This window comes from Bacillus sp. P4_E1, assembly GCF_056401715.1.
In genome coordinates, this window is sequence record NZ_JBFUIV010000012.1 from 160,762 (window position 1) to 183,253 (window position 22,492).

29 protein-coding genes and 1 pseudogene are annotated in these 22,492 nt (G+C 35.6%); 14 read left to right on the top strand and 16 right to left on the bottom strand.

Features of this window, described 5'->3' with window-relative positions; all coding sequences use genetic code 11:
* The first annotated feature begins 24 nt into the window (after positions 1 to 24).
* Positions 25 to 945, top strand: coding sequence for a DUF1385 domain-containing protein (locus AC1DS7_RS18205; RefSeq protein ID WP_002015047.1), 921 nt, complete (start codon positions 25 to 27; stop codon positions 943 to 945).
* A gap of 79 nt (positions 946 to 1,024) precedes the next feature.
* Entirely contained in the window at positions 1,025 to 1,426 is a 402-nt protein-coding gene (locus tag AC1DS7_RS18210) for an SA1362 family protein (protein WP_002015046.1), read from the top strand.
* Between the two features lie 80 nt (positions 1,427 to 1,506).
* Here AC1DS7_RS18210 and AC1DS7_RS18215 read toward each other — a convergent pair whose 3' ends face one another.
* From AC1DS7_RS18215 to splB, 3 genes are all read right to left on the bottom strand, one after another.
* Entirely contained in the window at positions 1,507 to 2,154 is a 648-nt protein-coding gene (locus tag AC1DS7_RS18215) for an HAD family hydrolase (protein WP_002033993.1), read from the bottom strand.
* A 53-nt stretch (positions 2,155 to 2,207) separates the two neighbouring features.
* Complete coding sequence (mntR, locus tag AC1DS7_RS18220; RefSeq protein WP_002143106.1) at positions 2,208 to 2,636, bottom strand: transcriptional regulator MntR; 429 nt, start codon at positions 2,634 to 2,636, stop codon at positions 2,208 to 2,210.
* A gap of 133 nt (positions 2,637 to 2,769) precedes the next feature.
* Positions 2,770 to 3,795 carry a spore photoproduct lyase gene (gene splB, locus AC1DS7_RS18225; RefSeq protein ID WP_002015042.1) on the bottom strand — a complete coding sequence of 342 codons (1,026 nt, stop codon included), beginning with the start codon at positions 3,793 to 3,795 and terminating at the stop codon, positions 2,770 to 2,772.
* 156 nt (positions 3,796 to 3,951) lie between these two features.
* On the opposite strand from splB, the gene AC1DS7_RS18230 reads away from it, so the two are divergent.
* From AC1DS7_RS18230 to AC1DS7_RS18240, 3 genes are all read left to right on the top strand, one after another.
* Entirely contained in the window at positions 3,952 to 4,269 is a 318-nt protein-coding gene (locus tag AC1DS7_RS18230; protein ID WP_002143107.1) for a PadR family transcriptional regulator, read from the top strand.
* Between the two features lie 5 nt (positions 4,270 to 4,274).
* The gene (locus tag AC1DS7_RS18235; RefSeq protein WP_016100629.1) at positions 4,275 to 4,946 is read left to right on the top strand and encodes a DUF1129 family protein; all 672 of its coding nucleotides are present in this window, start codon (positions 4,275 to 4,277) and stop codon (positions 4,944 to 4,946) included.
* Positions 4,947 to 5,146: 200 nt separating this feature from the next.
* Positions 5,147 to 5,986 carry a hypothetical protein gene (locus tag AC1DS7_RS18240; RefSeq protein ID WP_061689629.1) on the top strand — a complete coding sequence of 280 codons (840 nt, stop codon included), beginning with the start codon at positions 5,147 to 5,149 and terminating at the stop codon, positions 5,984 to 5,986.
* Between the two features lie 28 nt (positions 5,987 to 6,014).
* On the opposite strand, the gene AC1DS7_RS18245 is transcribed toward AC1DS7_RS18240, so the two are convergent.
* Positions 6,015 to 6,851, bottom strand: a complete 837-nt coding sequence (locus AC1DS7_RS18245; RefSeq protein WP_002033999.1) for a lipoate--protein ligase family protein — start codon at positions 6,849 to 6,851, stop codon at positions 6,015 to 6,017.
* Positions 6,852 to 7,020: 169 nt separating this feature from the next.
* On the opposite strand from AC1DS7_RS18245, the gene AC1DS7_RS18250 reads away from it, so the two are divergent.
* A complete protein-coding gene (locus AC1DS7_RS18250; protein WP_002034000.1) occupies positions 7,021 to 7,404 on the top strand; it encodes a rhodanese-like domain-containing protein in 384 nt (127 codons plus the stop codon).
* 35 nt (positions 7,405 to 7,439) lie between these two features.
* Here the strand turns inward: AC1DS7_RS18250 and AC1DS7_RS18255 are convergent, their stop codons facing one another.
* Positions 7,440 to 7,976, bottom strand: coding sequence for a hypothetical protein (locus tag AC1DS7_RS18255; RefSeq protein WP_016100627.1), 537 nt, complete (start codon positions 7,974 to 7,976; stop codon positions 7,440 to 7,442).
* A 317-nt stretch (positions 7,977 to 8,293) separates the two neighbouring features.
* Here AC1DS7_RS18255 and AC1DS7_RS18260 point away from each other — a divergent pair, with 317 nt between their 5' ends.
* From AC1DS7_RS18260 to AC1DS7_RS18280, 5 genes are all read left to right on the top strand, one after another.
* Entirely contained in the window at positions 8,294 to 9,271 is a 978-nt protein-coding gene (locus tag AC1DS7_RS18260; protein ID WP_002034002.1) for a LacI family DNA-binding transcriptional regulator, read from the top strand.
* A 98-nt stretch (positions 9,272 to 9,369) separates the two neighbouring features.
* Positions 9,370 to 9,951 (top strand): TetR/AcrR family transcriptional regulator, encoded by a 582-nt coding sequence (locus tag AC1DS7_RS18265; RefSeq protein ID WP_002034003.1) that lies wholly within the window; start codon positions 9,370 to 9,372, stop codon positions 9,949 to 9,951.
* Between the two features lie 71 nt (positions 9,952 to 10,022).
* Entirely contained in the window at positions 10,023 to 10,355 is a 333-nt protein-coding gene (locus AC1DS7_RS18270) for a DMT family transporter (protein ID WP_000312339.1), read from the top strand.
* A 1-nt stretch (position 10,356) separates the two neighbouring features.
* Positions 10,357 to 10,671 (top strand): DMT family transporter, encoded by a 315-nt coding sequence (locus AC1DS7_RS18275; protein WP_002015033.1) that lies wholly within the window; start codon positions 10,357 to 10,359, stop codon positions 10,669 to 10,671.
* A gap of 15 nt (positions 10,672 to 10,686) precedes the next feature.
* Complete coding sequence (locus tag AC1DS7_RS18280; protein WP_215588494.1) at positions 10,687 to 10,944, top strand: DUF3975 family protein; 258 nt, start codon at positions 10,687 to 10,689, stop codon at positions 10,942 to 10,944.
* 16 nt (positions 10,945 to 10,960) lie between these two features.
* Here AC1DS7_RS18280 and AC1DS7_RS18285 read toward each other — a convergent pair.
* From AC1DS7_RS18285 to gcvT, 11 genes and pseudogenes are all read right to left on the bottom strand, one after another.
* Positions 10,961 to 11,149 (bottom strand): annotated as a pseudogene (locus tag AC1DS7_RS18285) (hypothetical protein).
* A gap of 244 nt (positions 11,150 to 11,393) precedes the next feature.
* The gene (locus AC1DS7_RS18290; RefSeq protein ID WP_133059859.1) at positions 11,394 to 11,990 is read right to left on the bottom strand and encodes an ABC-2 transporter permease; all 597 of its coding nucleotides are present in this window, start codon (positions 11,988 to 11,990) and stop codon (positions 11,394 to 11,396) included.
* Positions 11,991 to 12,023: 33 nt separating this feature from the next.
* A complete protein-coding gene (locus AC1DS7_RS18295; protein WP_016100622.1) occupies positions 12,024 to 12,656 on the bottom strand; it encodes an ABC-2 transporter permease in 633 nt (210 codons plus the stop codon).
* Positions 12,657 to 12,670: 14 nt separating this feature from the next.
* Entirely contained in the window at positions 12,671 to 13,339 is a 669-nt protein-coding gene (locus tag AC1DS7_RS18300) for an ABC-2 transporter permease (RefSeq protein ID WP_088040144.1), read from the bottom strand.
* A complete protein-coding gene (locus AC1DS7_RS18305; protein ID WP_215588495.1) occupies positions 13,320 to 14,192 on the bottom strand; it encodes an ABC transporter ATP-binding protein in 873 nt (290 codons plus the stop codon). The genes AC1DS7_RS18300 and AC1DS7_RS18305 overlap by 20 nt, the downstream gene beginning before the upstream one ends.
* Before the next feature lie 3 nt (positions 14,193 to 14,195).
* On the bottom strand, positions 14,196 to 14,570 hold the full coding sequence (locus AC1DS7_RS18310; RefSeq protein ID WP_001021361.1) for a GntR family transcriptional regulator: 375 nt from the start codon (positions 14,568 to 14,570) through the stop codon (positions 14,196 to 14,198).
* A gap of 118 nt (positions 14,571 to 14,688) precedes the next feature.
* The gene (locus AC1DS7_RS18315; RefSeq protein ID WP_002088608.1) at positions 14,689 to 14,880 is read right to left on the bottom strand and encodes a hypothetical protein; all 192 of its coding nucleotides are present in this window, start codon (positions 14,878 to 14,880) and stop codon (positions 14,689 to 14,691) included.
* A gap of 70 nt (positions 14,881 to 14,950) precedes the next feature.
* Positions 14,951 to 15,154: a DUF3929 family protein gene (locus AC1DS7_RS18320; protein WP_000262495.1), complete on the bottom strand. Its 204-nt coding sequence runs from the start codon at positions 15,152 to 15,154 to the stop codon at positions 14,951 to 14,953.
* A gap of 285 nt (positions 15,155 to 15,439) precedes the next feature.
* On the bottom strand, positions 15,440 to 16,915 hold the full coding sequence (gene gcvPB, locus AC1DS7_RS18325) for an aminomethyl-transferring glycine dehydrogenase subunit 2 (RefSeq protein WP_002122485.1): 1,476 nt from the start codon (positions 16,913 to 16,915) through the stop codon (positions 15,440 to 15,442).
* The gene (gcvPA, locus tag AC1DS7_RS18330; RefSeq protein ID WP_002143124.1) at positions 16,912 to 18,255 is read right to left on the bottom strand and encodes an aminomethyl-transferring glycine dehydrogenase subunit 1; all 1,344 of its coding nucleotides are present in this window, start codon (positions 18,253 to 18,255) and stop codon (positions 16,912 to 16,914) included. Before gcvPA ends, gcvPB begins: the two co-directional genes overlap by 4 nt.
* A gap of 20 nt (positions 18,256 to 18,275) precedes the next feature.
* Positions 18,276 to 19,376: a glycine cleavage system aminomethyltransferase GcvT gene (gene gcvT / locus AC1DS7_RS18335; protein ID WP_002034013.1), complete on the bottom strand. Its 1,101-nt coding sequence runs from the start codon at positions 19,374 to 19,376 to the stop codon at positions 18,276 to 18,278.
* Positions 19,377 to 19,767: 391 nt separating this feature from the next.
* On the opposite strand from gcvT, the gene AC1DS7_RS18340 reads away from it, so the two are divergent.
* The 3 genes from AC1DS7_RS18340 to AC1DS7_RS18350 form a co-directional block, all read left to right on the top strand.
* The gene (locus tag AC1DS7_RS18340; RefSeq protein ID WP_002015016.1) at positions 19,768 to 21,450 is read left to right on the top strand and encodes a DEAD/DEAH box helicase; all 1,683 of its coding nucleotides are present in this window, start codon (positions 19,768 to 19,770) and stop codon (positions 21,448 to 21,450) included.
* The gene (locus tag AC1DS7_RS18345) at positions 21,437 to 22,231 is read left to right on the top strand and encodes a YqhG family protein (protein ID WP_002088611.1); all 795 of its coding nucleotides are present in this window, start codon (positions 21,437 to 21,439) and stop codon (positions 22,229 to 22,231) included. Before AC1DS7_RS18340 ends, AC1DS7_RS18345 begins: the two co-directional genes overlap by 14 nt.
* Before the next feature lie 89 nt (positions 22,232 to 22,320).
* The coding region (locus AC1DS7_RS18350; RefSeq protein WP_476999148.1) for a transposase at positions 22,321 to 22,492 on the top strand (172 nt) is incomplete at its 3' end.

The window sequence follows — 22,492 nt, forward strand, 5'->3', positions numbered from 1 at the left end:
AAACAAATACAGGTTGGTGTTAACATGGCAGAAGAATCAAAACAAATATATGGCGGGCAGGCAGTCATAGAAGGAGTTATGTTTGGCGGTAGAGAATATACTGTTACAGCGGTTCGTCGTAAAGATAAATCGATTGAATTTTATCGTTTACCACGCGTTCGTAATAAAGCATTATCTCTACTAAAGAAAATTCCATTTTTACGAGGTATTGCCGCTATTGTGGATGCAAGTGCGAATGGAGCGAAACATTTAAACTTTGCTTCAGAACGATTTGATGTCCACCCAGAAGAAGATGAACAACTTGCAAATAAAAAAGAAGAACAATCAAAATTAACGATGGTATTAGGAGTTGCAGCAGTTGGCGTTTTATCGTTCATATTTGGTAAAGTAATTTTCACAGCAGTTCCTGCACTTTTAGCTGAATTAACGAGACCGATTTTCCCATCTCATACAGGGCAAATCATTGTCGAAAGTGTCATTAAGCTCATGCTATTATTGAGCTATATATACTTCATTTCTTTAACCCCACTTATTAAGCGGGTATTTCAGTACCACGGTGCGGAACATAAAGTAATCAATGCTTATGAGAATAATCTTCCACTGACTGTAGAAAATGTTCAAAAGCAAACTCGCCTCCATTATCGCTGTGGGAGTAGCTTTATTATATTTACAGTCATTATTGGAATGTTTGTCTATTTCCTCGTCCCTACAGATCCGCTTTGGGCAAGGGTAGTAAACCGAATTTTATTAATTCCAGTTGTTCTCGGTATTTCTTTTGAAGTATTACAATTTACCAATCGATTACGAGATGTCCCTGTTTTACGAGTACTTGGATATCCAGGATTATGGCTGCAACTATTAACAACGAAAGAACCAACAGATGATCAAGCGGAAGTTGCAATCGCATCGTTTGAAGAATTATTACGTTTAGAAAACAAACAATAATTATTTAAAAATGGTGTTCAACTCCTTTCCTCATCGTTAATATACTAATTTTAATATATGTTTTTAGGAGGTGTCCCTTATGAACGGTCGTTCGTTTACATTCGCTATATTTGTGCTTATTATCGGATTGGCAATATTCGGCCTTGTTTCATCTGTTATTACAAATCCAATGGAAGTATTGAAAAACATTGGTATCATGTTAGCTGTCGTCGGTATCTTTTACTTACTCTACAAAATGTTTACAAACTCTAGTGGTTCTGCAAATTCGCAAAGCTCATATAAGCGTGCAGCGAAACAATCGAACCGCAAACACGGGAAACAAAATGTAGCACCCCTAAGCAATTCTTTCTTGAAACGAAATGCTTCTGATGACAAGGGGAAAAAGGGTAATTCTCCATCGTTGAAAAGAAAAAGAAAACAATCTCATTTAACTGTCATTGAAGGTAAAAAAAACAAAAAGAAAGACCGTGCTTCCTTTTAGGAAATACGGTCTTTTTTTATCCCGGTTGGTGCGGGGCTAATAATCAGTGGAAGATGCGAAAAACCCTACTGATTAAAGTTTCACTTTATATGTTGAAGCACTTCTTTCAAACTTTTCTCTTTCATACTTTCGATACGAAGGTGATGGTTTTCAAATTGCAAATTTCTTGTCACATCATTAGGTACGACGACACACTTTAATCCTGCTGCCACCGCTGCTTTCAATCCATTCAATGAATCTTCAAATACAACAGCTTCTGATGGTTCAATTTCTAATTCTTCTATCGTAACTTTATAAAGAGCTGGATCTGGTTTTACCTTCTCTACATCTTCTCGCGTTTTAATCACTTCAAAATAATCTCTAATTTGTAGCTCTTCTAAAAAACGAACGACCCACTCCCTAGATGAACTAGAGGCTAATGCGATTTTCAATCCAAGTTCTTTCGCTTCTTCTAAATATTCTTTTACCCCGTCACGCGCTTTTGGTATTTTCATTTTCTCTTTATGTAAAGTTGTTACTTTTCCCTTTAATGCATGCTCGTTAAATTTTTCTTTTAATTGCTCTTTTAAATATGCATAAAGCACTTCATCTGTCGTTCCAATACATTTTGCAAATTCCCCTAAAGGTAACTCGCCGCCGTATTCACGAACAGCATCTCTGAAAGAGTGAAACCATATTGTTTCTGTGTCCACAATTAATCCATCAAAATCAAAAATAATTGCTTTCATTATTCTCCCGTCCTTTTCGATTGAAATAAAAAAGGAAACGCCACACGTTCCCCTTAATTACTTTTCTCTTCATTTGCTTTTTGAACACCACGAAGTGTTTTTACTCGAACTTCATCTTGTTCAAAGTATTGTACTAAATCACCGATACGGTCAATTGATTCCCAACTTAAATGATGTTCAATTCCTTCTACATCATTATAAATTTTGCTTTCATCCACACCGATAATGCGCATAAACTGTTCTAACAATTCATGACGATATACGAGACGTTCTCCGATTTTTTTACCTTTTGATGTTAATACAAGCCCTCTATATTTTTCATAAATTAGATATTCGTCTTTGTCTAATTTTTGTACCATTTTTGTTACAGAGGATGGATGTACACTAAGCGCTTCAGCAATATCAGATACACGGGCATAACCCTTTTCATCAATCAACAAATAAATTTGTTCAATATAATCTTCCATACTAGGGGTAGGCATCGGTTTCCTCCATCCGATTTCATTTTGCTTATTCCGTACGAAGCAATCAATAAAATGATACACCAGAAAGAATAACGTGACAAGGTGGAAACGAGCCTAAATATATAAAACAAAAAAAGAATCCAGATTCCCCTTATGTAAAATATTGAATTTCTGCATCGGGAAAATACTCATATATATAACCTCGTATTGTTTCTTCTAATACTTCCACATCATCCTTTTGATATACATATTTCCCAATACCGTATCGTCCCCATTTATATTTCCGCTTCTCTTCATCCATTTCAAGTTTCGTATTCGGATAACGTTCTTGAATGACTTTTTTGGCTGGTTTCGTAAAACGATGTTGAATTAATTCGAACGTTAAATTTGGTATCGTCATGTCTTTTAACGCATTGTACAATCGTTCAAACAATTCACGGTACCCTTCTTCCCACCCTTCATGCATATAAATTGGCGCAACAATAAAACCAAGAGGATAATTAGCCCCCGCTACTTTACGAGCAGCCTCAATTCGCTCTTCAAATGGCGATGTCCCTGGTTCAAAATTTTTAATAACATAACGTGAATTAATACTAAATCGAAAACGCGTTTTCCCATTATGCTTTGCATCTAATAAATGATCAACATGCGAATATTTGGTAACGAAGCGTAAACGTCCATGTTCACTTTCTCCGATAAACTCTATCGCCCGCTTTAATGCATGTGTCAAATGATCAATTCCAACGATGTCTGATGTACACGCCGCTTCAAATCTTGTTATTTCAGGGGCCCTTTCATCCATATATTGCTTTGCCTTCTCAAAGATTTCATCTAGATTCACATACACCCTTACGTAAGGTTTACTCCCAAGTGTCGTTTGCAAATAACAATAATGACAATGTCCCATACACCCTGTTGCAAGCGGAATTGCATATTCAGCTGAAGGTTTTGATGTATCGAACTTTAACGTCTTCCTCACCCCAACGACAAGTGTTGCTTTTGCATTACGATACTTTTGCAATTCATTTTCCCCTGGAAAATTTCTAATTTGATTGTGTGATGTCGTTTCACGGATTTCTAATCCCATCTTCGTAAACTTCTCATAAAGCTCTTTTCCAAGCGGATATTCGAGTGCCCTCGGTTCAAAGTAAACGAGTTTTGGCATAAATGGTTTCATGTGCTTCCCTCCTCTCATTAGTATGGGAAGCACATGAAAATTAACACAGATTAAAGTTTTCCACTTCAGTAACTTGCGTTGCAAGTTACTGAATGTTATAATTTGGATAACAGCTACCTTGCAACGCAAGTTACCTGGATAAAAGGTGGTGAAATCATGCACAGCCAAATGTTAAAAGGTGTACTAGAAGGTTGCATTCTATATATCATTTCACAAGAAGAAGTGTACGGATATGAACTAAGTACAAAATTAAATAAACACGGCTTTACATTCGTAAGTGAAGGAAGCATCTATCCTTTATTGTTACGCATGCAAAAAGAGAAACTTATTGAAGGTACATTAAAGACTTCCTCTCTTGGACCGAAGCGAAAATATTATCACGTAACTGATAAGGGATTAGAACAACTTGAAGAATTTAAAAAAAGTTGGGGAATGGTTTCAACGACGGTAAACAACTTATTACAAGGGGAGTGATAGGGATGAAAGCGAAAGACATGGTTGAATTGAACAATAAAAAACGCGAACTTCTAACACCTGAAAACGAAGCTGCTTACGGTGATATGCTAGTATATCTTCGGTTATCTAACGTACCCGAACAAAAATTAGAAGAACTTTTATTAGAAATATTAGATCATCTCATCGAAGCACAAGCAGAAAATAAAAATGCTTATGATATTTTCGGAAATGATTTACGATCTTACTGCGATGAACTTATATCAGCTTTACCAACCCAAACAAAGCTAGAACAAACTTCTTTAATCGGTTTTGTTATTAGCTTACTTCTTGCTATACAGTTTGGAATAGATGCACTTGTTTCGACTTTCATTTTAATCTTCGGGAAGAATATCGAACAGTTAAGCCCAGCTTTTAGCATCCCTGGAACCACTTTGTTCGTTTCACTTATTATACTAGGCATACTTTTCATTTTATATTTATTAAAGCGCTATTCCTTTGATCAAAAGATGAATTGGAAAAGAAGGATTCTATTTGGATTTGCATTTGCTACTCCATTTTGTTCAGCTGTATTTTTAAATGTCTATTTTAAAAAACAACCTTATCTCATTTATCATCTAACCTTTTGGCAAAACGCTTTAATCGCTATTCTATTTTATATTTTATATAAATTACTATACAAAAAATCAAATTTTTAACAGCCCTTCAAACGGCTGTTTTTCTTCTGTATAATTTTACAAATTGAAAAATTTCATAAAGAAAATAAGAAAAATGCAAAATAATTAAAGTTAATTGTTGACGTGATGCTTTTATTATCGGTATCATAAATCTTCGTGAGCAATTATTTTTCGTTATACGATTTTTTTATTATTACTGAATTTTTGAGAGGAGAAATTAGATGTCAGTTAAGAAGAAAACGCAAGTACGCACCGGCAAAATGGTACGTGAACTAATGTTAGCAGACGAAGATGTAAATGCTTCGCTAATTATGGTATACAGTGAAAACGGTGTAAACGCAGAAATTAAAATCGAGGGCTTAACGCCGAAATGTAACGAAGAATTATTTTTGAGCGGAAACGTGGATTGGAACAAGAGTGTTATTTATAAAATTGTTGATTTCACTGGGAACGCTGAGGTTGGTAAAGTTACATTAACAGCGATGAACAAAAATAATGTTTCTCTAGAAGTTGAACGCGTTATGTGGAGCAAAGAAAATAAAGAAGCTGCTGAGCAAGAAGAAACAGTTGTAGAAGCTACTCCGAAAAAAGAAGTAGTTGTAGAAGCTCCAAAAGCAGTTACACCTGCTCCAAAGCCTATTACGCGAGTAGAAACACCTGCTGCATCTAAACCTACTCCGGTACCAACGCCGAAGTCAGTAAGTGTTGAAGCAGCTATAGAACTATCTACTCCAGCACCTGTGAAAAAAGCAGTACCTACTCCAGTTACAAAGCAAGAGACAGCACCGGTTACTCCTATAAAACCGAAGCAACCTGCTTTGACTGAAACAAATACAAAACTACAAGAAAATTATGTTAAACTTGTGAAAAAGACAATTGAAGTTTGTCAAGATTACGAGCTTGGCATCGACATAGATGATTCTATTGAAGGATTAAAAAAAGAGCTACAAAGCCAAGGTATTAGCGTTACATTCGACAAAGAAATTATGGACGTTGTAAATCGCCTTCGTTCTTTACAAGATAAAGGAATCAAAGTAGAAAAAGTACTTAATTTACTATAAAAATAAGGAGATGGCGGTCGCCATCTCCTTATTTTTTATAATTCCATTCATTACTTTCATACTTCTCTTTTGCTAAAGTTTGAACTTCATGAAGCTGTTCTTCTGTTAGTTCATACGGCACAAGCTCTATATCTAAACCTTTTTCAAATCCAGTTTCAAACGCTTTAATTAACTGTTCAATCGTAAATGTGCGGTCTGTTAATTCATTAATCGCTACCGCTTTAGAAGAAAACATGTTTTTCATACGCTCTTTTACTCGCTCATTTGGGAATAAAAATAGGTCGTATAACTCATCTAAATCTATTTCTAACGGAATAGAACCGTGTTGTAAGATAACACCTTTTTGACGTGTTTGGGCACTACCCGCGATTTTTCTTCCTTCAACTACAATCTCATACCAAGATGGCGCATCAAAACATACTCCTGAACGCGGATTTTTTAAATTCTCACGATCCGCTTCTGTTTTCGGAACTGCATAATACGCTTCTAATCCTAATGCCTTAAAACCGTCCAATAAGCCTTGCGAAATAATTCGGTATGCTTCTGTAACTGTTTTTGGCATATTCGGATGATCTTCAGACACAATAACACTGTACGTTAATTCTTTGTCATGTAGTACACCCCTGCCGCCTGTTTGACGACGAACGAATCCATATTTTTTTTCGTTAACTACATCCATATTTATATCTTTTTCAACACGCTGGAAATACCCGACTGTTAATGTTGGTACTTCCCATTCGTAAAAACGAATTGTTGGTGGCATTTTCTTTTCACTTTGCCAATTTAATAAACATTCATCTAACGCCATATTAAATGCTGGTGAACATTGACCAGAGTTAATATAACACCATTTTTCTTTTCCCATCCTGCACCTCATATAACCAATTATTTTTCACATTCTCTAGTCTACCAAATTCGACAAAATTTGTGAAAGAATACGAAATTTCTTCTTATATACAAATGAATCTGTTGCATAAATACATACGGGCATTATAATATTGAAAGTAGGATAAGAAAAAAGGAGCGATAGAATCGTGTCAACAAACTTGATTATTATACTAGCCGCAATTGCAGCATTCATCGGCTACACTGTATGGATGTATTTCTATCAGAAAAAATTAATTAAAACACTTTCAGAAGAAGAATTTCGCGCTGGCTACCGTAAAGCACAGCTTATCGATATTCGCGAAGCGGATGAATTTAACGCGGGACATATTTTAGGTGCGCGTAACATTCCATTATCACAAATTCGCCTTCGCCACAAAGAACTTCGCCAAGATCAACCGGTTTATTTATATTGCCAAAGCGGATTCCGTACAGGTCGTGCAGCTCAATACTTAAAAAAACAAGGCTACACAGATTTCTACCAATTAAAAGGTGGATTTAAATCTTGGTCAGGCAAAATTAAAAAGAAATAACATACAAAAACTAGCTGCACGATACAGCTAGTTTTTTATTCCATATTGTTCGCAATGTACAGTAGATTTTGTTTAATCACATCTTCATCTTTCTCATCTACATTACGATATAATAGCTGATATTCAATCCCCTTCTCTTTCCATATAAGCGTAGCAAATTCGTCCCCTCGCTCGTAATCATCCTTATTTTTAAAATAAGCAGGTGCTCCATTATTCAATTTCATTTGTTCTTGAAATCGATTTTCTTCTACGAGGTATGGAAAACTGTAAGAAAAGTTGGCCACTGTTAATTCTATATAATCGTGCCTTCCTTTCTCTTGTTGCTTATATTTAATCGTTAAGACAGCATTCTTCTTTCCCATCGTTCTTACCTCTCCCTGCACATCACTCGTAATGTCATAAGGTAAAAACGTTGGAACTTTAAACTTTGCCGGAAAATATTTTGGAAGTTCCTTTAGCGGAATCGGATCAGTAACACGGTCCTTAGCCCCTCCTGTTGTTCCTACAAATGTTTTTTCTTCTTGCATCGTTTGCTGAAATGAACATGAGCTAAGTATTACACTAGAAAACACGAAACAAATGATTCCTTTTTTCAATTTGTTTCCGCCCTTTCATACCGCTCTCTTAACGAGTGAAGCGTTTATACTCTCTACTATTCGCTTCGTTATCAAACGCCTCCTCCGAAAACTTTCCACGTTATTCTCACACATTCTGACAAAAATTCTTTGCAGACATACAAAAAAGACCCCACTATTCTTACGCCCAAATAAAAAGGTTACGCGAACAACAGAAGTCATGCTTATAACATAGATTGTGAAAAGCTTTTCAGGTCAAGATTTTTTTCATTCTTATTATTTTCCCCTTATAATTAAGGAAAGAGGTGATACATATGGCCAATATAAAACAAATTGCAAAAACTGCTGGTGTATCTATATCAACTGTTTCTCGTGTCCTTAATAATCATCCTTACGTAAAAGAGGAAAAACGTAAGCGTGTTTTAGATGCAGTTGAAGAATTGAACTATGCAAAAAATATAAATGCTATCCATTTAATAAAGGGTAAAACATATACAATTGGCGTTATGCTACCTTTTATTAATCTTCCGTACTTTAGCACGATCATTGAAGGAATCGGAAACGAAGCGTTAGCAGCTGGATATCATATTAATTTATGCCAAACGAATTACGATAGTATTGAAGAAATTCGCGTTCTTGAAATGATGAAAATGAAACAATTTGACGGGATGATTATTTGCTCTCGCACGAGTTCATGGGAACAAATTGAACCGTTCGCAAAATTTGCCCCTATTATTTCATGTGAAAAAATGAACCATCCCCTCATTTCATCTGTCTATGTAGATCATTACGAAGGATTCCGCCTTGGTACTTCCTATTTACTCAGTAAAGGTCATGAAAAAATCGGCATTTGTTTAGCAAGAAAAACAAGTGTTAATTCAATCGAGCGTGAAAAAGCTTTCGCCGATACTCTTCGTCACGAAGGAAAAACAGTACACCCTGATTGGATTTTCCATCAATGTTATACGATGCAGGACGGGGCAAAAATACTTCATCGTATTTTAAACATGAAAAATCGTCCAACCGCTATTTTCACAGCGAACGATCAAGTAGCTGCTGGTTTATTAACAGAGGCAAAAAAACATGGCATTCGCATACCTGAAGACCTCGCTATCCTGGGATTTGATAACCATGAAATTTCAAAAGCATTAGAAATTACAACTATTGAGCATCCCGGGCTCACAATGGGATCACGTGCTTTTTCTTTATTTCATAAACAGATACAAAACGAACACATTATTGGAAACTCAGAAGAACTTTCATTCCATTTAATTGAGCGAAAAACAGTCTAGAAAAGAGTGCCAACCATAGCACTCTTTTTTCAGTTCTTCACCTATTGACTTTATATTTTTTATCTCATATAATGAACCTAACGAACGGTAGGTAGGGGATGAAAATGACAGCAAACCGCATTAAAGCTGTAGCACTTTCTCATTTCGCACGCTACGGCTACGAAGGAACTTCATTAGCAAATATTGCTCAAGAAGTTGGGATTAAAAAACCATCGATTTACGCACACTTTAAAGGAAAAGAAGAGCTATATTTTACATGCTTAGAATCCGCTCTTCAAAAAGATTTACAAAGCTTCACTGACGATATCGAAAATTTTTCAAAATCGTCTACTGAAGAATTGCTAGTAAATCTGTTAAAAGGTTATGCAAAACGATTTGGTGAAAGTGAAGAATCAATGTTTTGGTTACGAACTTCTTATTTTCCGCCGGATGCTTTTCGCGAACAAATTATTGATAAAGCGAATGTACACATTGAAAATGTCGGAAAACTTTTATTCCCTGTGTTTAAAAGAGCAAGCGAACAAGACGAACTGCATAACATTGAAGTAAAAGATGCTTTGGAGGCTTTTTTATGCTTACTTGACGGCCTTATGGTTGAACTACTATACGCAGGTTTAAATCGTTTTGAGACACGTTTAGAAGCTTCTTGGAAAGTATTTTGGCGCGGCCTTTCAAACTGACGGATTGCTCCTTTGCAATGCGTCGTTTTTAAGCCCTTTACCTAACGACTGGTAGGAAGGAGAAATGACATATGGCATGGATTTATGTAATCATAGCTGGTATTATTGAAATCTTTTGGGTTATTGGACTTAAAAAAGCGGAGGCACCACTTGAGTGGGCTGGTGTTGCTCTATTAATTACAATTAGTTTCGTCTTATTATTTAGAGCATATAAAGATTTACCTGTCGGCACTGTATACGCAGTCTTTACAGGAATTGGAGCTGGTGGAATCGTTCTTACAGAGATTTTCATCTTCGGAGAACCTTTCTCTATCGTAAAAGTATTATTAATCGGTTTAATCTTCTTCGGAGTAATTGGTTTAAAACGAGTAACAGAAGAAAAAGAAGCGAAGGAGGCCGCATAAAATGGCTTGGGTATTTTTAATTCTAGCTGGTATTTGTGAAATTGTTGGTGTACTCTTTATGAAAGTAGCCACTGAAAAGAAAGGCTGGGCACCAAAAGTTATTTTAATCGCTAACTTTGGCGTAAGCTTCTTCTTCTTATCTCTTGCAATGAACACATTACCGATGGGAACTGCTTACGCAATTTGGACTGGAATCGGAACTGCCGGAAGTGCACTTCTCGGTATTCTTATTTTCCGCGAGTCAGCGGATTGGCGTCGCCTTGCCTTCTTAAGCTGCATTCTGTGCGGCGCTGTTGGCTTAAAATTATTAGGCTAACGTGAGGTGAATGTCATGTGGAAAGAAAAAGGAAAACAAATGTTAGCATGGATTACACTTGGAATTGTCATTCTATTACAAATCAGTTTTCATATAATAGAATGGTTGTTTCATAAAGTAGTATCCATTCTTACATTCCTTCCTAGCATGGCACTTGAAATTGCATCTATTGCTTGGTCAATTATTGCCTCCATTGCAATCGTCATTATATGGAGTATCGCCAAACTATGGAATGAATTATTTAAAAAGGACAGTACTTCTGAAAAAGAGTAACTGTCCTTTTTTATATTCATTCAGACTTTCTGTAGAAATTTGATGCGATAAGACAAAGGAGACCAGCTATGACAATACTTATACCAATCCCTTTATGCAAATTAGGAAATGGTGATGGGATATCTGAGTAAAAATTTGCTAATATGAGACCAATTGAAAATCAAAATACCCCTATTCTATATAACCATTTTCTTTTGTTCATCATTCTCCCCCCTAAAATTTTTCATACACTCCTTTCTTTTGGACATACTACCTAAAAAAGGAGTGGGTTATATGCAAAATTCTATACATAAGCAGATCCTATTTTTATTTTTCCTCTTTCTCATTTTCGTTATCGTTTTCAGCTTTATATTACATACTCCGAAAGATGTGCCTAATAGCCTTTCTGTTTATAAACTTTTGCTCTCGTATTGCCGTTATTGAAGAAGGTGCCTTTTACGAGGCACCTTTTAAAATTCTCTCTTCTCATACAATTTCACTGAAACGAAGATAGATACTATGAACATGCAAATTGAACTAACGAATAACACGCTGTTGTATAGTTGAATTTGTTCCAGGTTGATTTCAAAGAACATAGTACCAATTGCTGTCGGTGCTATTAGTATAAAAATCGTAATAAAAATAGCTTTTTTATATGCTAACCAAAACGATATTGGTAAAACAAAACTTAAATACACTAAAATAAAGCTAATACTAGCAACCATTGTCGTTTCAATAAATTCAAATAGGTTAACCCCATTCTTCATTCCCATCGTGAAACAACCGACCGTTACGCTTATAAAAAGAATAATAATTGCTACTATATATTTCGCAAATACAATTTGTTTTCTCAATATTGGTAAACTATTTACTATAACTTCACTCTCATTTTTACTATCTACTTCAAATGTTTTTACTGTTGCCCCAATTGTAATAATTACTGACATAATTATGAATAGATTTTCCGTATCTGTTAAAGCCATATAAAAGAGAATAGGATAGAGTATGTACCAAATTAAAAATTTCCATTGAATGATGAAATCTTTTAAAATTAATTGCTTGATCATGTTTTACACCTCCTAGTATGAAAAGAGCCTCTTCTATAACTCTGCCTCCTGAAACATTTTCATTGAGAGAAACATTGATATGACTATACTTACTAACACTCCGATACCAAGAACACTCATTGCTAGTGTAGCCTCTTGAGAGTGGAGTACTTTTAACATAATTATTTCATCACCAAAAATATTGCACATAAGGCCAATCATACCCATTAAAGGAAAAATCATAATCACATTCAAGACAGTAATAGCTTTATATCCTCCAACGTAATTAGCAGGTATCGTTACAACACAATAGATCAAAGTAGCTACTATTGCCGAAAATATTGCATATCCAGGAATAGCTATGTCTCTGTTCAATAAAATATTTCCTAATATTACGACTATAAAAGTTGTACTCAAACCAGCCATAATAAATAATGAGCTTGAAATATATTTAGCTATAACTATCTCCTTTCTCGTTATAGGCAAACTCACTAATACTTTTTCTGCTTTACTTTTCTCGTCATAATAAAAAGAAATATATATAATCGTACTACATGTTATAAATAATCCTATTGCAATCCCCATTGGTTGGACGGGATTCCTAAAAACAGAGAAAATAGGTATTAAAAAATATAAAGGAAACATCTTCTTATGTAAGAAAAACTCCTTCAAAATCAACTGTTGCATATGAATTCCCCTCTCTACAAATCACGTGCTCCATAAATTTTAATTGTAAGAAACATAGAAGCGATATAGACACTAGCTAATATAATTCCTCCAACTATAAATACACCGATATGCACTGGATTCATAATCCACTCAATGAATGAAGGTGTTGTTTCATCCAATCCATCTCCTATGAATATCCAAGCAATTCCACCAACTACCATTGATGCTCCTGACACTATACTTCGTGCTATCTTTGACCTTGTAACATAATAACTAGGAAAGAATGTTACAACAAAAAATACGGCGTAAACAGCTCCATTTATTACTTCATACCATGGAATTTCAATGTATAGATTAGGATGATATGCACCGATATCACCAATGACCACAATACCTCTTATAAGAAAAACAACTAGCATAGTAGAGATCATGCCACCTACAATGAATATTGCACTGGAAATATATCTAGCAATAATGATATCCTTTCGACTTACCGGTAAACTATTTATAATAATGTCACTTTTATTCCTTTCATCCATAAAGATTAACGTCATAACGGAGGAAAGAGTTATAAATAGACAACTCATCGGAACTAACAATTCACCACTTGGATCTAACATAAATAACACAAGGGGCACAATAAGATTCACTAACCAAGTTACCCGAAAAAAGAACAAATCTTTATATATGAGCTGACGCATAAGCACCTCTCCCTTTCGCGGTGTAAACGATAATATCATCTAATGTAGGCTTTTCTATTACAACCTCATTTCCAAACCAATCGATAATTGCTTGTTTATCCTTCGCTAAACCTTCGAAACCAAACTTATTTTTTCGTAATCCAACAAATAGCTCTTTTCCTTCTTGATCTAATAAATCATTACTTCCCTTTACGATTACGTAGTTTTCCATTAATTCATCTTTCTCACCAGTAAATATTATTTCTCCGTCATTAATGAACGTAATATAATCTGCGATGCGTTCTAAGTCAGTTGTAATGTGCGTTGAGAATAATACGGATACTTCATCCTCCATTACAATTTCTTGCAAAATATCAAGTAATTCACTTCGAACAACTGGATCCAATCCTGCTGTTGGTTCATCCATAATAATGAATTCCGCATGGTGTGAAAGTGCGATTGCAATCGCAAATTTCATTTTCATCCCTTTGGATAACTCTTTAATTTTTTTAGACTTTGGAACTTGTAATCTCTGCATATACGATTGATACTGCTTTTCGTCCCACTTTTTATATAACGGTGCAATAATCCGTTTCATTTGCTCACACGTTAAATCTTCGTAATAATGATTTTCATCATATACAAAACCGATATTTTGTTTTATTTCCTTTTCGGCTTTCTTATTGTCCTTACCAAAAATTTTTATATCACCGCTCTCTTTTCTGATTAAATTCATAATCATTTTGATCGTCGTACTTTTCCCAGCTCCATTCGGTCCGATAAATCCCATAATATATCCTCGTGGTAATGTAAAACTTACATTTTTCACTGCAAAATCTTGATAACTTTTACAAACGTTTTTTAGCTCTAACATCCCTTATTCCCCCTCATATAAACACGCAATCATCTGCTGTAAATCTTCAAGTGAAAGCTGCAACGCTTTACTTTCATTCACAATCTCTTCCGCTTTACTTTCCAATAGACGTAGCCGCTGTTCTTTTAGTAGTTCATTATTTTTACGTGAAACATAAGTCCCCTTCCCAGCAACAGTTTCTATATATCCTTCTTTTTCAAGCTCCTCGTACGCACGCTTCGTTGTAATTACACTAACTTGTAATTCCTTCGCTAAGCTACGAATAGACGGTAATTGGTCTCCACCCTTTAAACCACCATTTAAAATAAGCTGGCTTAATTGTTTTCTTATTTGCACATAAATAGGGTCTTGGGAAGAATTCGAAATAATAATATTCATGTTTTCCTCCAGTTTGTGTATATACTGTGTATACCTTATATATACAGTATATACACACCATCCTATTTTTGACAAGAAAAAAAGACCAACATTTTCCTGTTGGTCTTTCGTATATGTATCACTTTTCAAAGCGATCTAACATTTCGTCTCTCATTCCGAAACTAACAACCGCAATTCCTACATACATAAAAAGAAGGAATGCTGGATGAACTGTATTGTACCAGCTGCTATCAACAATTAAATAAATCGTTAACGCCACAACAAGAACAAACGCTAAAATAAACATATAAAAGTGTCGTGTATTACCCATGATAAACTCCTCTCTTCTCTCTTCACCATTCAACAGTATATTGTATCGAATAATTCGATATGACTCAAGGTTAACTTTCTGTTATGTAATCAAGTTCTACCTTTACAATGTCCTCACACGCTATTGAAATGATTGTTCCTTGTTTATCAATCGCTGTCACTTCTCTATTATCCATTACACGGTGCGCTACTCTTTCTAACACTTTCCCTTGGTCTCGGTAACAAAATTCTTTTACATCTTTAATTGTTTCTCCATTTTCTAAATGGTATACCATTCTATAACATCGATATCCCACGCTTCCACCCCCGTCTTGCTCGTTTTTTCACATATACATAAAAATGAGTAATTTCTACCTCATCACATCTTCTTAATTTCAATAAAATTCTAACAAAAATAAATACTTTTATCAAACCGACTTTTTCAACAAAATCACCTATAAAACCGCATTTTTACAGCAATATGAAACAAAAAATATAAATTTTCAACATTTTTTCATTCTAGCCACACCAATTTTGCAAAAAAAAAGAACCCGCATGTAGCGAGTTCTTTTTTTTTCCAATCACACTTGTACAGGTGCTAGCTTTTCATAACGTAAAACTGGTTTACGAGCAGCCAATGTTTCATCTAAACGTTTTATTACTGTTGTATGTGGTGCTTCTTGTACAACTTCTGGATTTTCTTCTACCTCTTTAGCAATTTGAATCATCTTATCAATGAAACCATCTAATGTTTCTTTTGATTCTGTTTCTGTTGGCTCAATCATAATACATTCTTCCACATTTAATGGGAAGTAAATTGTTGGTGGATGGTAACCGAAATCAAGCAGACGTTTTGCAATATCTAATGTACGTACACCAAGTTTCTTTTGACGACGACCTGACAATACGAATTCATGCTTGCAATGTCTATCGAACGGAAGATCATAGAATGGTGCTAATCTTCTCATCATATAGTTCGCATTTAATACAGCATACTCAGTTACTGCACGCAAGCCATCTGGGCCCATAGAACGAATATATGTGTATGCACGAACGTTAATTCCGAAGTTACCATAGAATGGTTTCACTCGCCCAATTGCTTCTGGACGATCATAGTTAAAGTGATAGCCATTTTCCGTTTTCTCTAAAATCGGCTTTGGTAAGTACGGAATTAAATCAGCTTTCACACCTACTGGACCAGAACCTGGACCACCGCCGCCATGCGGGCCTGTAAATGTTTTATGAAGGTTTAAATGCACAACGTCAAATCCCATATCTCCTGGGCGTGCTTGGCTTAATACCGCATTTAAGTTTGCACCATCATAGTATAATTTACCGCCTGCGTTATGGACGATTTCTGCCATTTCTAAAATATTTTCTTCGAATAGGCCTAATGTATTTGGATTTGTTAACATAAGTGCTGCTGTTTCTTCGTTTACAACACGTTTTAAATCATCTAAGTCAACAAGACCATGTTCATTTGATTTCACCGTAATTGTTTCAAAACCAGCTACTGTTGCAGACGCCGGGTTTGTTCCGTGAGCAGAGTCAGGAACAATTACTTTCGTACGGTTAAAGTCACCGTTCGCTTCATGATATGCACGAATCAACATTAATCCTGTCCATTCTCCGTGTGCACCAGCTGCTGGTTGTAACGTAACAGTATCCATACCTGTAATTTCAATTAAATGTTCTTGTAAGTCATACATTAATTCCATTGCACCTTGCACTGTTTTTTCATCTTGAAGTGGATGAATATTTGCAAAGCCTGCGAAACGAGCTACGTTTTCATTAATTTTCGGATTATATTTCATCGTACAAGACCCAAGTGGATAGAATCCAGAATCCACACCGTGGTTACGGTTTGAAAGCGCTGTGTAATGGCGCATAATATCAAGTTCAGATACTTCTGGAAGCTCTGCATCTTCTACTCGAATATAATCACTCTCAAACACATCTTCTAATTTTACTTCTTCTACATCTAATTTGGGTAAGCTATATCCTACGCGTCCTTCTTTAGTCACTTCAAAAATAAGTGCTTGGTCTTGGTTCTTCATTGGATAGCCCCCATTTCGTTTACAAGTGTGTCAATTTCCTCTTTTGTACGAAGCTCTGTTACCGCTACAAGCATATGGTCTTCATGCTCTTTATAATCACGGCCTAGGTCGTAACCACCGATAATATTCTTTTGTATTAATACATCATTTATTTCTTTAACTGGACGTTTACAATCTACAACAAATTCATTAAAGAATGGTCCAGCGAACGTTACTGTGAAACCTTTCGCTTCAAATTGACGTTTTGCATATTGTGCTTTAGAAATGTTTTGACGTGCCATTTCTTTTACACCTTGTTTGCCAAGTGCCGTCATTGCAACAGAAGCTGCTAATGCATTTAACGCTTGGTTTGAACAAATGTTAGACGTCGCTTTATCACGACGAATATGCTGTTCACGTGCTTGTAACGTTAATACAAATCCACGTTTACCATCTGAATCTACAGTTTGTCCGACAAGACGTCCTGGAATTTTACGCATAAATGCTTTCGTTGTTGCAAAGTAACCACAGTGCGGTCCACCAAACTGCGTTGGGATACCGAATGGTTGTGCATCACCGATTACAACATCAGCACCGAATTTTCCTGGCGGTGTTAATGCGCCTAATGATAATGGATTTGAAGAAACGATAAATAATGATTTTTGTTGATGAACGATTTTTTCGATATCAGCTAACTTTTCCACTTGTCCGAAGAAGTTTGGATATTGAACGATTACACAAGCAACTGTATCATCTACTTCACTTTGTAATACTTCTAAATCTGTTACACCGTTTTTATGATCAATTTCAACAACTTCAAGATTTTGACCTTTTGCATATGTTTCAAGTACCGCTCTTGATTCTGGATGAACTGCCGCTGAAACAAGAATTTTCTTTTTACGAGTATGACCAGCTGCTAGCATTGCCGCTTCAGCTAAAGCTGTACCTCCGTCATACATAGAAGAGTTTGCTACATCCATTCCTGTTAATTCACAAATCATTGTTTGGAATTCAAAAATTGCTTGTAATTCCCCTTGTGAAATTTCTGGTTGGTATGGTGTGTAAGCTGTATAAAACTCTGAACGAGAAATAACATGATCAACAATTACTGGAGCGTAATGATCGTATACACCTGCTCCTAAGAAAGAAGCATATTCTTTTAAGTTCGCATTTTTGCTAGCCATTTGAGATAGCTCTTTTAAAAGCTCTGGCTCTGATTTTGCTTCTTTAATTTTTAAATCCCCTTTAAAACGAACACTCTCTGGAATATCAGAGAATAACTCATCAATCGTTTGAACGCCGATTGTTTGTAACATTTCTTTTTTGTCTTCTTCTGTCATTGGAAGATAACGATGCAACATGAAATCTACCCCTCTCCCCGTTACTTTGAACGTTTATAAAATGGTGTTGGAACAACTACTGCTTTGACGCGTTTATTACGAATTTCAATTTCTACTTCTGTATCAACTGCTGCGTATTTTACATCAATTAGTGCTAAACCAATGCTTTTCTTTAACGTTGGAGATTGTGTACCACTCGTTACTTCCCCGATTTTTTCTTCTCCTATAAATACAGGGTAATGCGTACGAGGAATACCGCGTTCGATTACTTCGATGCCGACTAATTTACGAGATGCACCGTTTTCTTTTTGCTCTTTTAACGTTTCTTTTCCAAAGAAATCTGCTTCTTTATTTGGTTTTACCGCAAAGCCAATTCCCGCTTCAATCGGTGTAATATCTTTTGATAACTCTTGTCCGTATAACGGAAGTGTTGCTTCGAAGCGAAGTGTATCACGAGCACCTAAGCCACATGGTTTTAAGCCCTCTTCTGCTCCCACTTCAAGAAGTTTCTCCCAAAGTTTTGCTGCATCTTCACTCTTACAGTAAATTTCGAATCCATCTTCACCTGTGTAACCTGTACGAGATACAAGTGCAGGAATTCCATCTACAAGAATATTATTTTTAAATTTAAAGAACTTAATTTCTTTCAAATCTTCTGACACAACTTTTTGTAAAATGCCTTCTGCTTTTGGTCCTTGAATTGCAAGCTGCGCAACTTCACTAGAAACATTGACTACTTTCGCATCGCCAATTACATGGCTAGCTAACCATTCGTAATCTTTCTCGATATTTGATGCATTGATTACTAATAAATAGTCTTCTTCACCACGTTTGTAGATTAATAAATCATCTACTGTGCCACCATTTTCATAGCACATAGCTGTATATTGTGCGCCCCCTACCTTTAAGGTAGATACGTCATTTGTAACAACACGTTGTAAAAATGCTAAACTATCTACACCTTTTACCTCTACTTCTCCCATATGAGATACATCGAACAAACCTGCTCCTGTACGTACAGCTTCATGTTCCTCTTTAATGCTTGAAAATTGAACTGGTAATTCCCAACCACCGAAGTCGACTGTTTTCCCACCATACTTCGCGTATACATCAAATAACGGTGTACGTTGTAATGTAATCATGCTCTTTCCCCCTTATGCTCTGACAAATCAATAAAAGTTGCTTCCCATATCTAAACATTTTCATTCTGAAAAGATAAGGTTATACGGAATCTCAGTATATTTTTTTATGAAAGCGTAAATAAAAAGTTACTTTCTTGGATAAAATACGAAAGATTCCACACATTTCACACCATTATCCTAACATTATTCGCTATATTTCATCAATATTCTAGCATAAAAAATAATTTAGAATTTTTCATTCTTAATCTTATTAAATACAAATTTTGAAATTTAGCCCTTTATCATTGCCTATTCTTTAACTTTTAGTAATTGTGATAGCGCCTTATTACGAGGCTTATAATAAAGATTTTTTAAATAATCACTTTAGTTTATAAAAGGTGGGAGAGTCTTAATGAATGTCGATATTTCCGTAGATCGAACGTGGCAAAACAATTTTTTAAAAAGAATTGATGAAGATGGTCCTTGGACAAATTGGGATTTATATCATTTAGCTTATAAAACAGAGAAATCGTTACTCGTCCCTACTTTTGATGGATTGCAAGCACCGAAACATTTATCACATTTCACGCCGCTTCCACATCAATTAGAGGTCGCTCAAAATGTCATTGAACAAATGAATGGTAAAGCGATTCTAGCAGACGAAGTCGGACTTGGAAAAACGATTGAAGCTGGACTTATTTTAAAAGAATATATGGTTCGAGGACTTGTAAAAAAGGTACTCATTCTCGTTCCAGCTTCTCTCGTATCTCAGTGGGCGTATGAACTAAACACAAAATTTTTTATTCCTGCGGTCGCTCAAAAGAAAAGTTATTCTTGGGAACAAGCTGATGTCATCGTTTCATCAATCGATACTGCGAAACGTTCACCGCATCGCGATATCGTTTTAAACCTAGAGTATGACCTTATTATTATCGATGAAGCACATAAACTAAAAAATAATAAAACAAAAAACTATGAATTTGCACAGCGATTAAAAAAGAAGTTTTGTTTATTACTAACTGCAACTCCTGTTCAAAATAAAATCGATGAAATCTTCAACCTCGTTTCTTTATTAAAACCAGGTCATTTAGGCAATCAATCTAATTTTGAAGAATATTACGCTTCCAAAAATCGTTCCACTGAATCCGATGAAGATTTAAAAGCTCTTATCAATAAAGTAATGGTTCGAAATAGACGCAATAACACTGGCATTGATTGGCCGAAGAGGCATGTACGAACAATCTTCGTTGAATTCAATGAAGAAGAACAAGCTTTGTATAATGAAATTGAAAATTGGCGTGGACAAGATGCCGTCACATCTGCTTTCTCATCCTTAACTTTAAAACGGGAAGCATGTAGTAGTCGTGAAGCTGTTTACTATTCATTAAAAAAACATGTAGAAAAAAGACAGAAAGAAAATGAGCACTACATAAAGGACCCACATATTGATGTGCTGATGGACAAAATTAATCATATTCCGTTCAACTCCAAAGCAAATAAAGCACTAGAGCTTATAAAAGAAGTTGACGATAAAGTCATTATCTTCACTGAATATAGAGCTTCACAAATGTATTTACAATGGTTCTTACAACAACATGGCATTTCCTCTGTTCCATTTCGCGGTGGATTTAAGCGCGGGAAGAAAGATTGGATGAAGGAGCTTTTCCAAAATCATGCCCAAGTATTAATTGCGACCGAAGCTGGTGGTGAAGGAATTAACTTACAATTTTGTAGCCATATGATTAATTACGACTTACCGTGGAATCCAATGCGACTCGAGCAAAGGATTGGACGTATTCACCGTCTTGGACAAAAAAATGATGTTCACATTTATAACTTAGCAACAAAGCACACTGTTGAAGAGCACATTTTAAAACTACTATATGAAAAAATTAATTTATTTGAACGTGTAATCGGTGAACTCGATGAAATTTTAACGAGAATCAACATGAAAAATATTGATGCGCATATTCAAGAAATTTTCGCGCAGTCAAAAAGCGAAGGTGAAATTCGAATCAAGATGGAAAATTTAACATCTATTATCGATTTTGCGAAGCGCAATGAAGCAGAGGTGCAGGACTATGCAGCAAAATGAAATTCATAATTACTTATATAACTTTTTTGAGGCGAATAACTGCGAAATTTTAGAACGTTCCCCTCACCTATTAGACGTGCAGTTAACAATTGAAATGGATAAATTATTAATGAACCGCCCTTTCTATTGGCACTATCTTGAAAAAACAGGAGGCGTTCCGAACCCGATGCGCCTTACTCTTATTACAAATCCGGAAAACGAAGAAAACGACGGTGAACTTATTCATTACGGTTCACCCCGTTTGCATCAAATATTTGAAACAACAAAAGAACTAGGTTCATACATACGTTTATATGAGGAAGTGAAACATAGCGGGGCAACTCATACTCCCCTTCATCCTTGGCTTGGTGTAAATATAAAAGTATCTTATCAATGCGACCGAAAAAAAGACATACTTCATTCCATCGGTATTCATCTTATTTCCGGGACAATGATTGCAAACTTTCATGACACTTTAGCAGAGATCAAACTCACACCGAAAATACCTGACTTTTGTTTTACCCTCTCACCTATCATTAAGCCACAAAGTGGCTTACAACGTATAGAGGATGCTTTAAAAAGTATAATCGCTGAAGATGACCACACGTGGGCAAAAGAAGCGAGAGTGCGTTGGAATCACGATTTAGACCTTTTAAATCGATTTTACGAAGATAGCGATGAACTTCCAGAAAGCTATGAAATTGAAAAGCAAGCATTACAAGAACAATACGAACCACGCATTACAATACAAATTATAAACGGTGGTCTCTTTTATGTTACCGCAAATCATTTTCTATCTTAAAGAAAGCTCCTTCAGATTGATATGATCCCCTTATAGTAGACAGGAAAAAGAAAGCACATTAACCTGTTTACTATGGAGGGGATTTTTTCATGGGAAAAATTAGAGTCACTTACGATGTAGAATTTAAGAAACAAGCTATAGATTTATACTTAAAAGAAGGCATGAGCTATAAAACCATTGCGAAAGAATTAGGTATTCATCACTCGGTTGTAAGTCGTTGGGTGAAACACTTTGAAGCTGAAGGAATCAAAGGACTAGAAG

What these genes read in the sequence shown, in the direction of transcription:
- AC1DS7_RS18205 (WP_002015047.1), top strand. Translation starts at nt 25, where the DNA reads ATGGCAGAAGAATCAAAACAAATATATGGCGGGCAGGCAGTCATAGAA.
- AC1DS7_RS18210 (WP_002015046.1), top strand. Translation starts at nt 1,025, where the DNA reads ATGAACGGTCGTTCGTTTACATTCGCTATATTTGTGCTTATTATCGGA.
- AC1DS7_RS18215 (WP_002033993.1), bottom strand. Translation starts at nt 2,154, where the DNA reads ATGAAAGCAATTATTTTTGATTTTGATGGATTAATTGTGGACACAGAA.
- mntR (WP_002143106.1), bottom strand. Translation starts at nt 2,636, where the DNA reads ATGCCTACCCCTAGTATGGAAGATTATATTGAACAAATTTATTTGTTG.
- splB (WP_002015042.1), bottom strand. Translation starts at nt 3,795, where the DNA reads ATGAAACCATTTATGCCAAAACTCGTTTACTTTGAACCGAGGGCACTC.
- AC1DS7_RS18230 (WP_002143107.1), top strand. Translation starts at nt 3,952, where the DNA reads ATGCACAGCCAAATGTTAAAAGGTGTACTAGAAGGTTGCATTCTATAT.
- AC1DS7_RS18235 (WP_016100629.1), top strand. Translation starts at nt 4,275, where the DNA reads ATGAAAGCGAAAGACATGGTTGAATTGAACAATAAAAAACGCGAACTT.
- AC1DS7_RS18240 (WP_061689629.1), top strand. Translation starts at nt 5,147, where the DNA reads ATGTCAGTTAAGAAGAAAACGCAAGTACGCACCGGCAAAATGGTACGT.
- AC1DS7_RS18245 (WP_002033999.1), bottom strand. Translation starts at nt 6,851, where the DNA reads ATGGGAAAAGAAAAATGGTGTTATATTAACTCTGGTCAATGTTCACCA.
- AC1DS7_RS18260 (WP_002034002.1), top strand. Translation starts at nt 8,294, where the DNA reads ATGGCCAATATAAAACAAATTGCAAAAACTGCTGGTGTATCTATATCA.
- AC1DS7_RS18265 (WP_002034003.1), top strand. Translation starts at nt 9,370, where the DNA reads ATGAAAATGACAGCAAACCGCATTAAAGCTGTAGCACTTTCTCATTTC.
- AC1DS7_RS18270 (WP_000312339.1), top strand. Translation starts at nt 10,023, where the DNA reads ATGGCATGGATTTATGTAATCATAGCTGGTATTATTGAAATCTTTTGG.
- AC1DS7_RS18275 (WP_002015033.1), top strand. Translation starts at nt 10,357, where the DNA reads ATGGCTTGGGTATTTTTAATTCTAGCTGGTATTTGTGAAATTGTTGGT.
- AC1DS7_RS18280 (WP_215588494.1), top strand. Translation starts at nt 10,687, where the DNA reads ATGTGGAAAGAAAAAGGAAAACAAATGTTAGCATGGATTACACTTGGA.
- AC1DS7_RS18290 (WP_133059859.1), bottom strand. Translation starts at nt 11,990, where the DNA reads ATGATCAAGCAATTAATTTTAAAAGATTTCATCATTCAATGGAAATTT.
- AC1DS7_RS18295 (WP_016100622.1), bottom strand. Translation starts at nt 12,656, where the DNA reads ATGCAACAGTTGATTTTGAAGGAGTTTTTCTTACATAAGAAGATGTTT.
- AC1DS7_RS18300 (WP_088040144.1), bottom strand. Translation starts at nt 13,339, where the DNA reads ATGCGTCAGCTCATATATAAAGATTTGTTCTTTTTTCGGGTAACTTGG.
- AC1DS7_RS18305 (WP_215588495.1), bottom strand. Translation starts at nt 14,192, where the DNA reads ATGTTAGAGCTAAAAAACGTTTGTAAAAGTTATCAAGATTTTGCAGTG.
- AC1DS7_RS18310 (WP_001021361.1), bottom strand. Translation starts at nt 14,570, where the DNA reads ATGAATATTATTATTTCGAATTCTTCCCAAGACCCTATTTATGTGCAA.
- AC1DS7_RS18315 (WP_002088608.1), bottom strand. Translation starts at nt 14,880, where the DNA reads ATGGGTAATACACGACACTTTTATATGTTTATTTTAGCGTTTGTTCTT.
- AC1DS7_RS18320 (WP_000262495.1), bottom strand. Translation starts at nt 15,154, where the DNA reads ATGGTATACCATTTAGAAAATGGAGAAACAATTAAAGATGTAAAAGAA.
- gcvPB (WP_002122485.1), bottom strand. Translation starts at nt 16,915, where the DNA reads ATGAAGAACCAAGACCAAGCACTTATTTTTGAAGTGACTAAAGAAGGA.
- gcvPA (WP_002143124.1), bottom strand. Translation starts at nt 18,255, where the DNA reads ATGTTGCATCGTTATCTTCCAATGACAGAAGAAGACAAAAAAGAAATG.
- gcvT (WP_002034013.1), bottom strand. Translation starts at nt 19,376, where the DNA reads ATGATTACATTACAACGTACACCGTTATTTGATGTATACGCGAAGTAT.
- AC1DS7_RS18340 (WP_002015016.1), top strand. Translation starts at nt 19,768, where the DNA reads ATGAATGTCGATATTTCCGTAGATCGAACGTGGCAAAACAATTTTTTA.
- AC1DS7_RS18345 (WP_002088611.1), top strand. Translation starts at nt 21,437, where the DNA reads ATGCAGCAAAATGAAATTCATAATTACTTATATAACTTTTTTGAGGCG.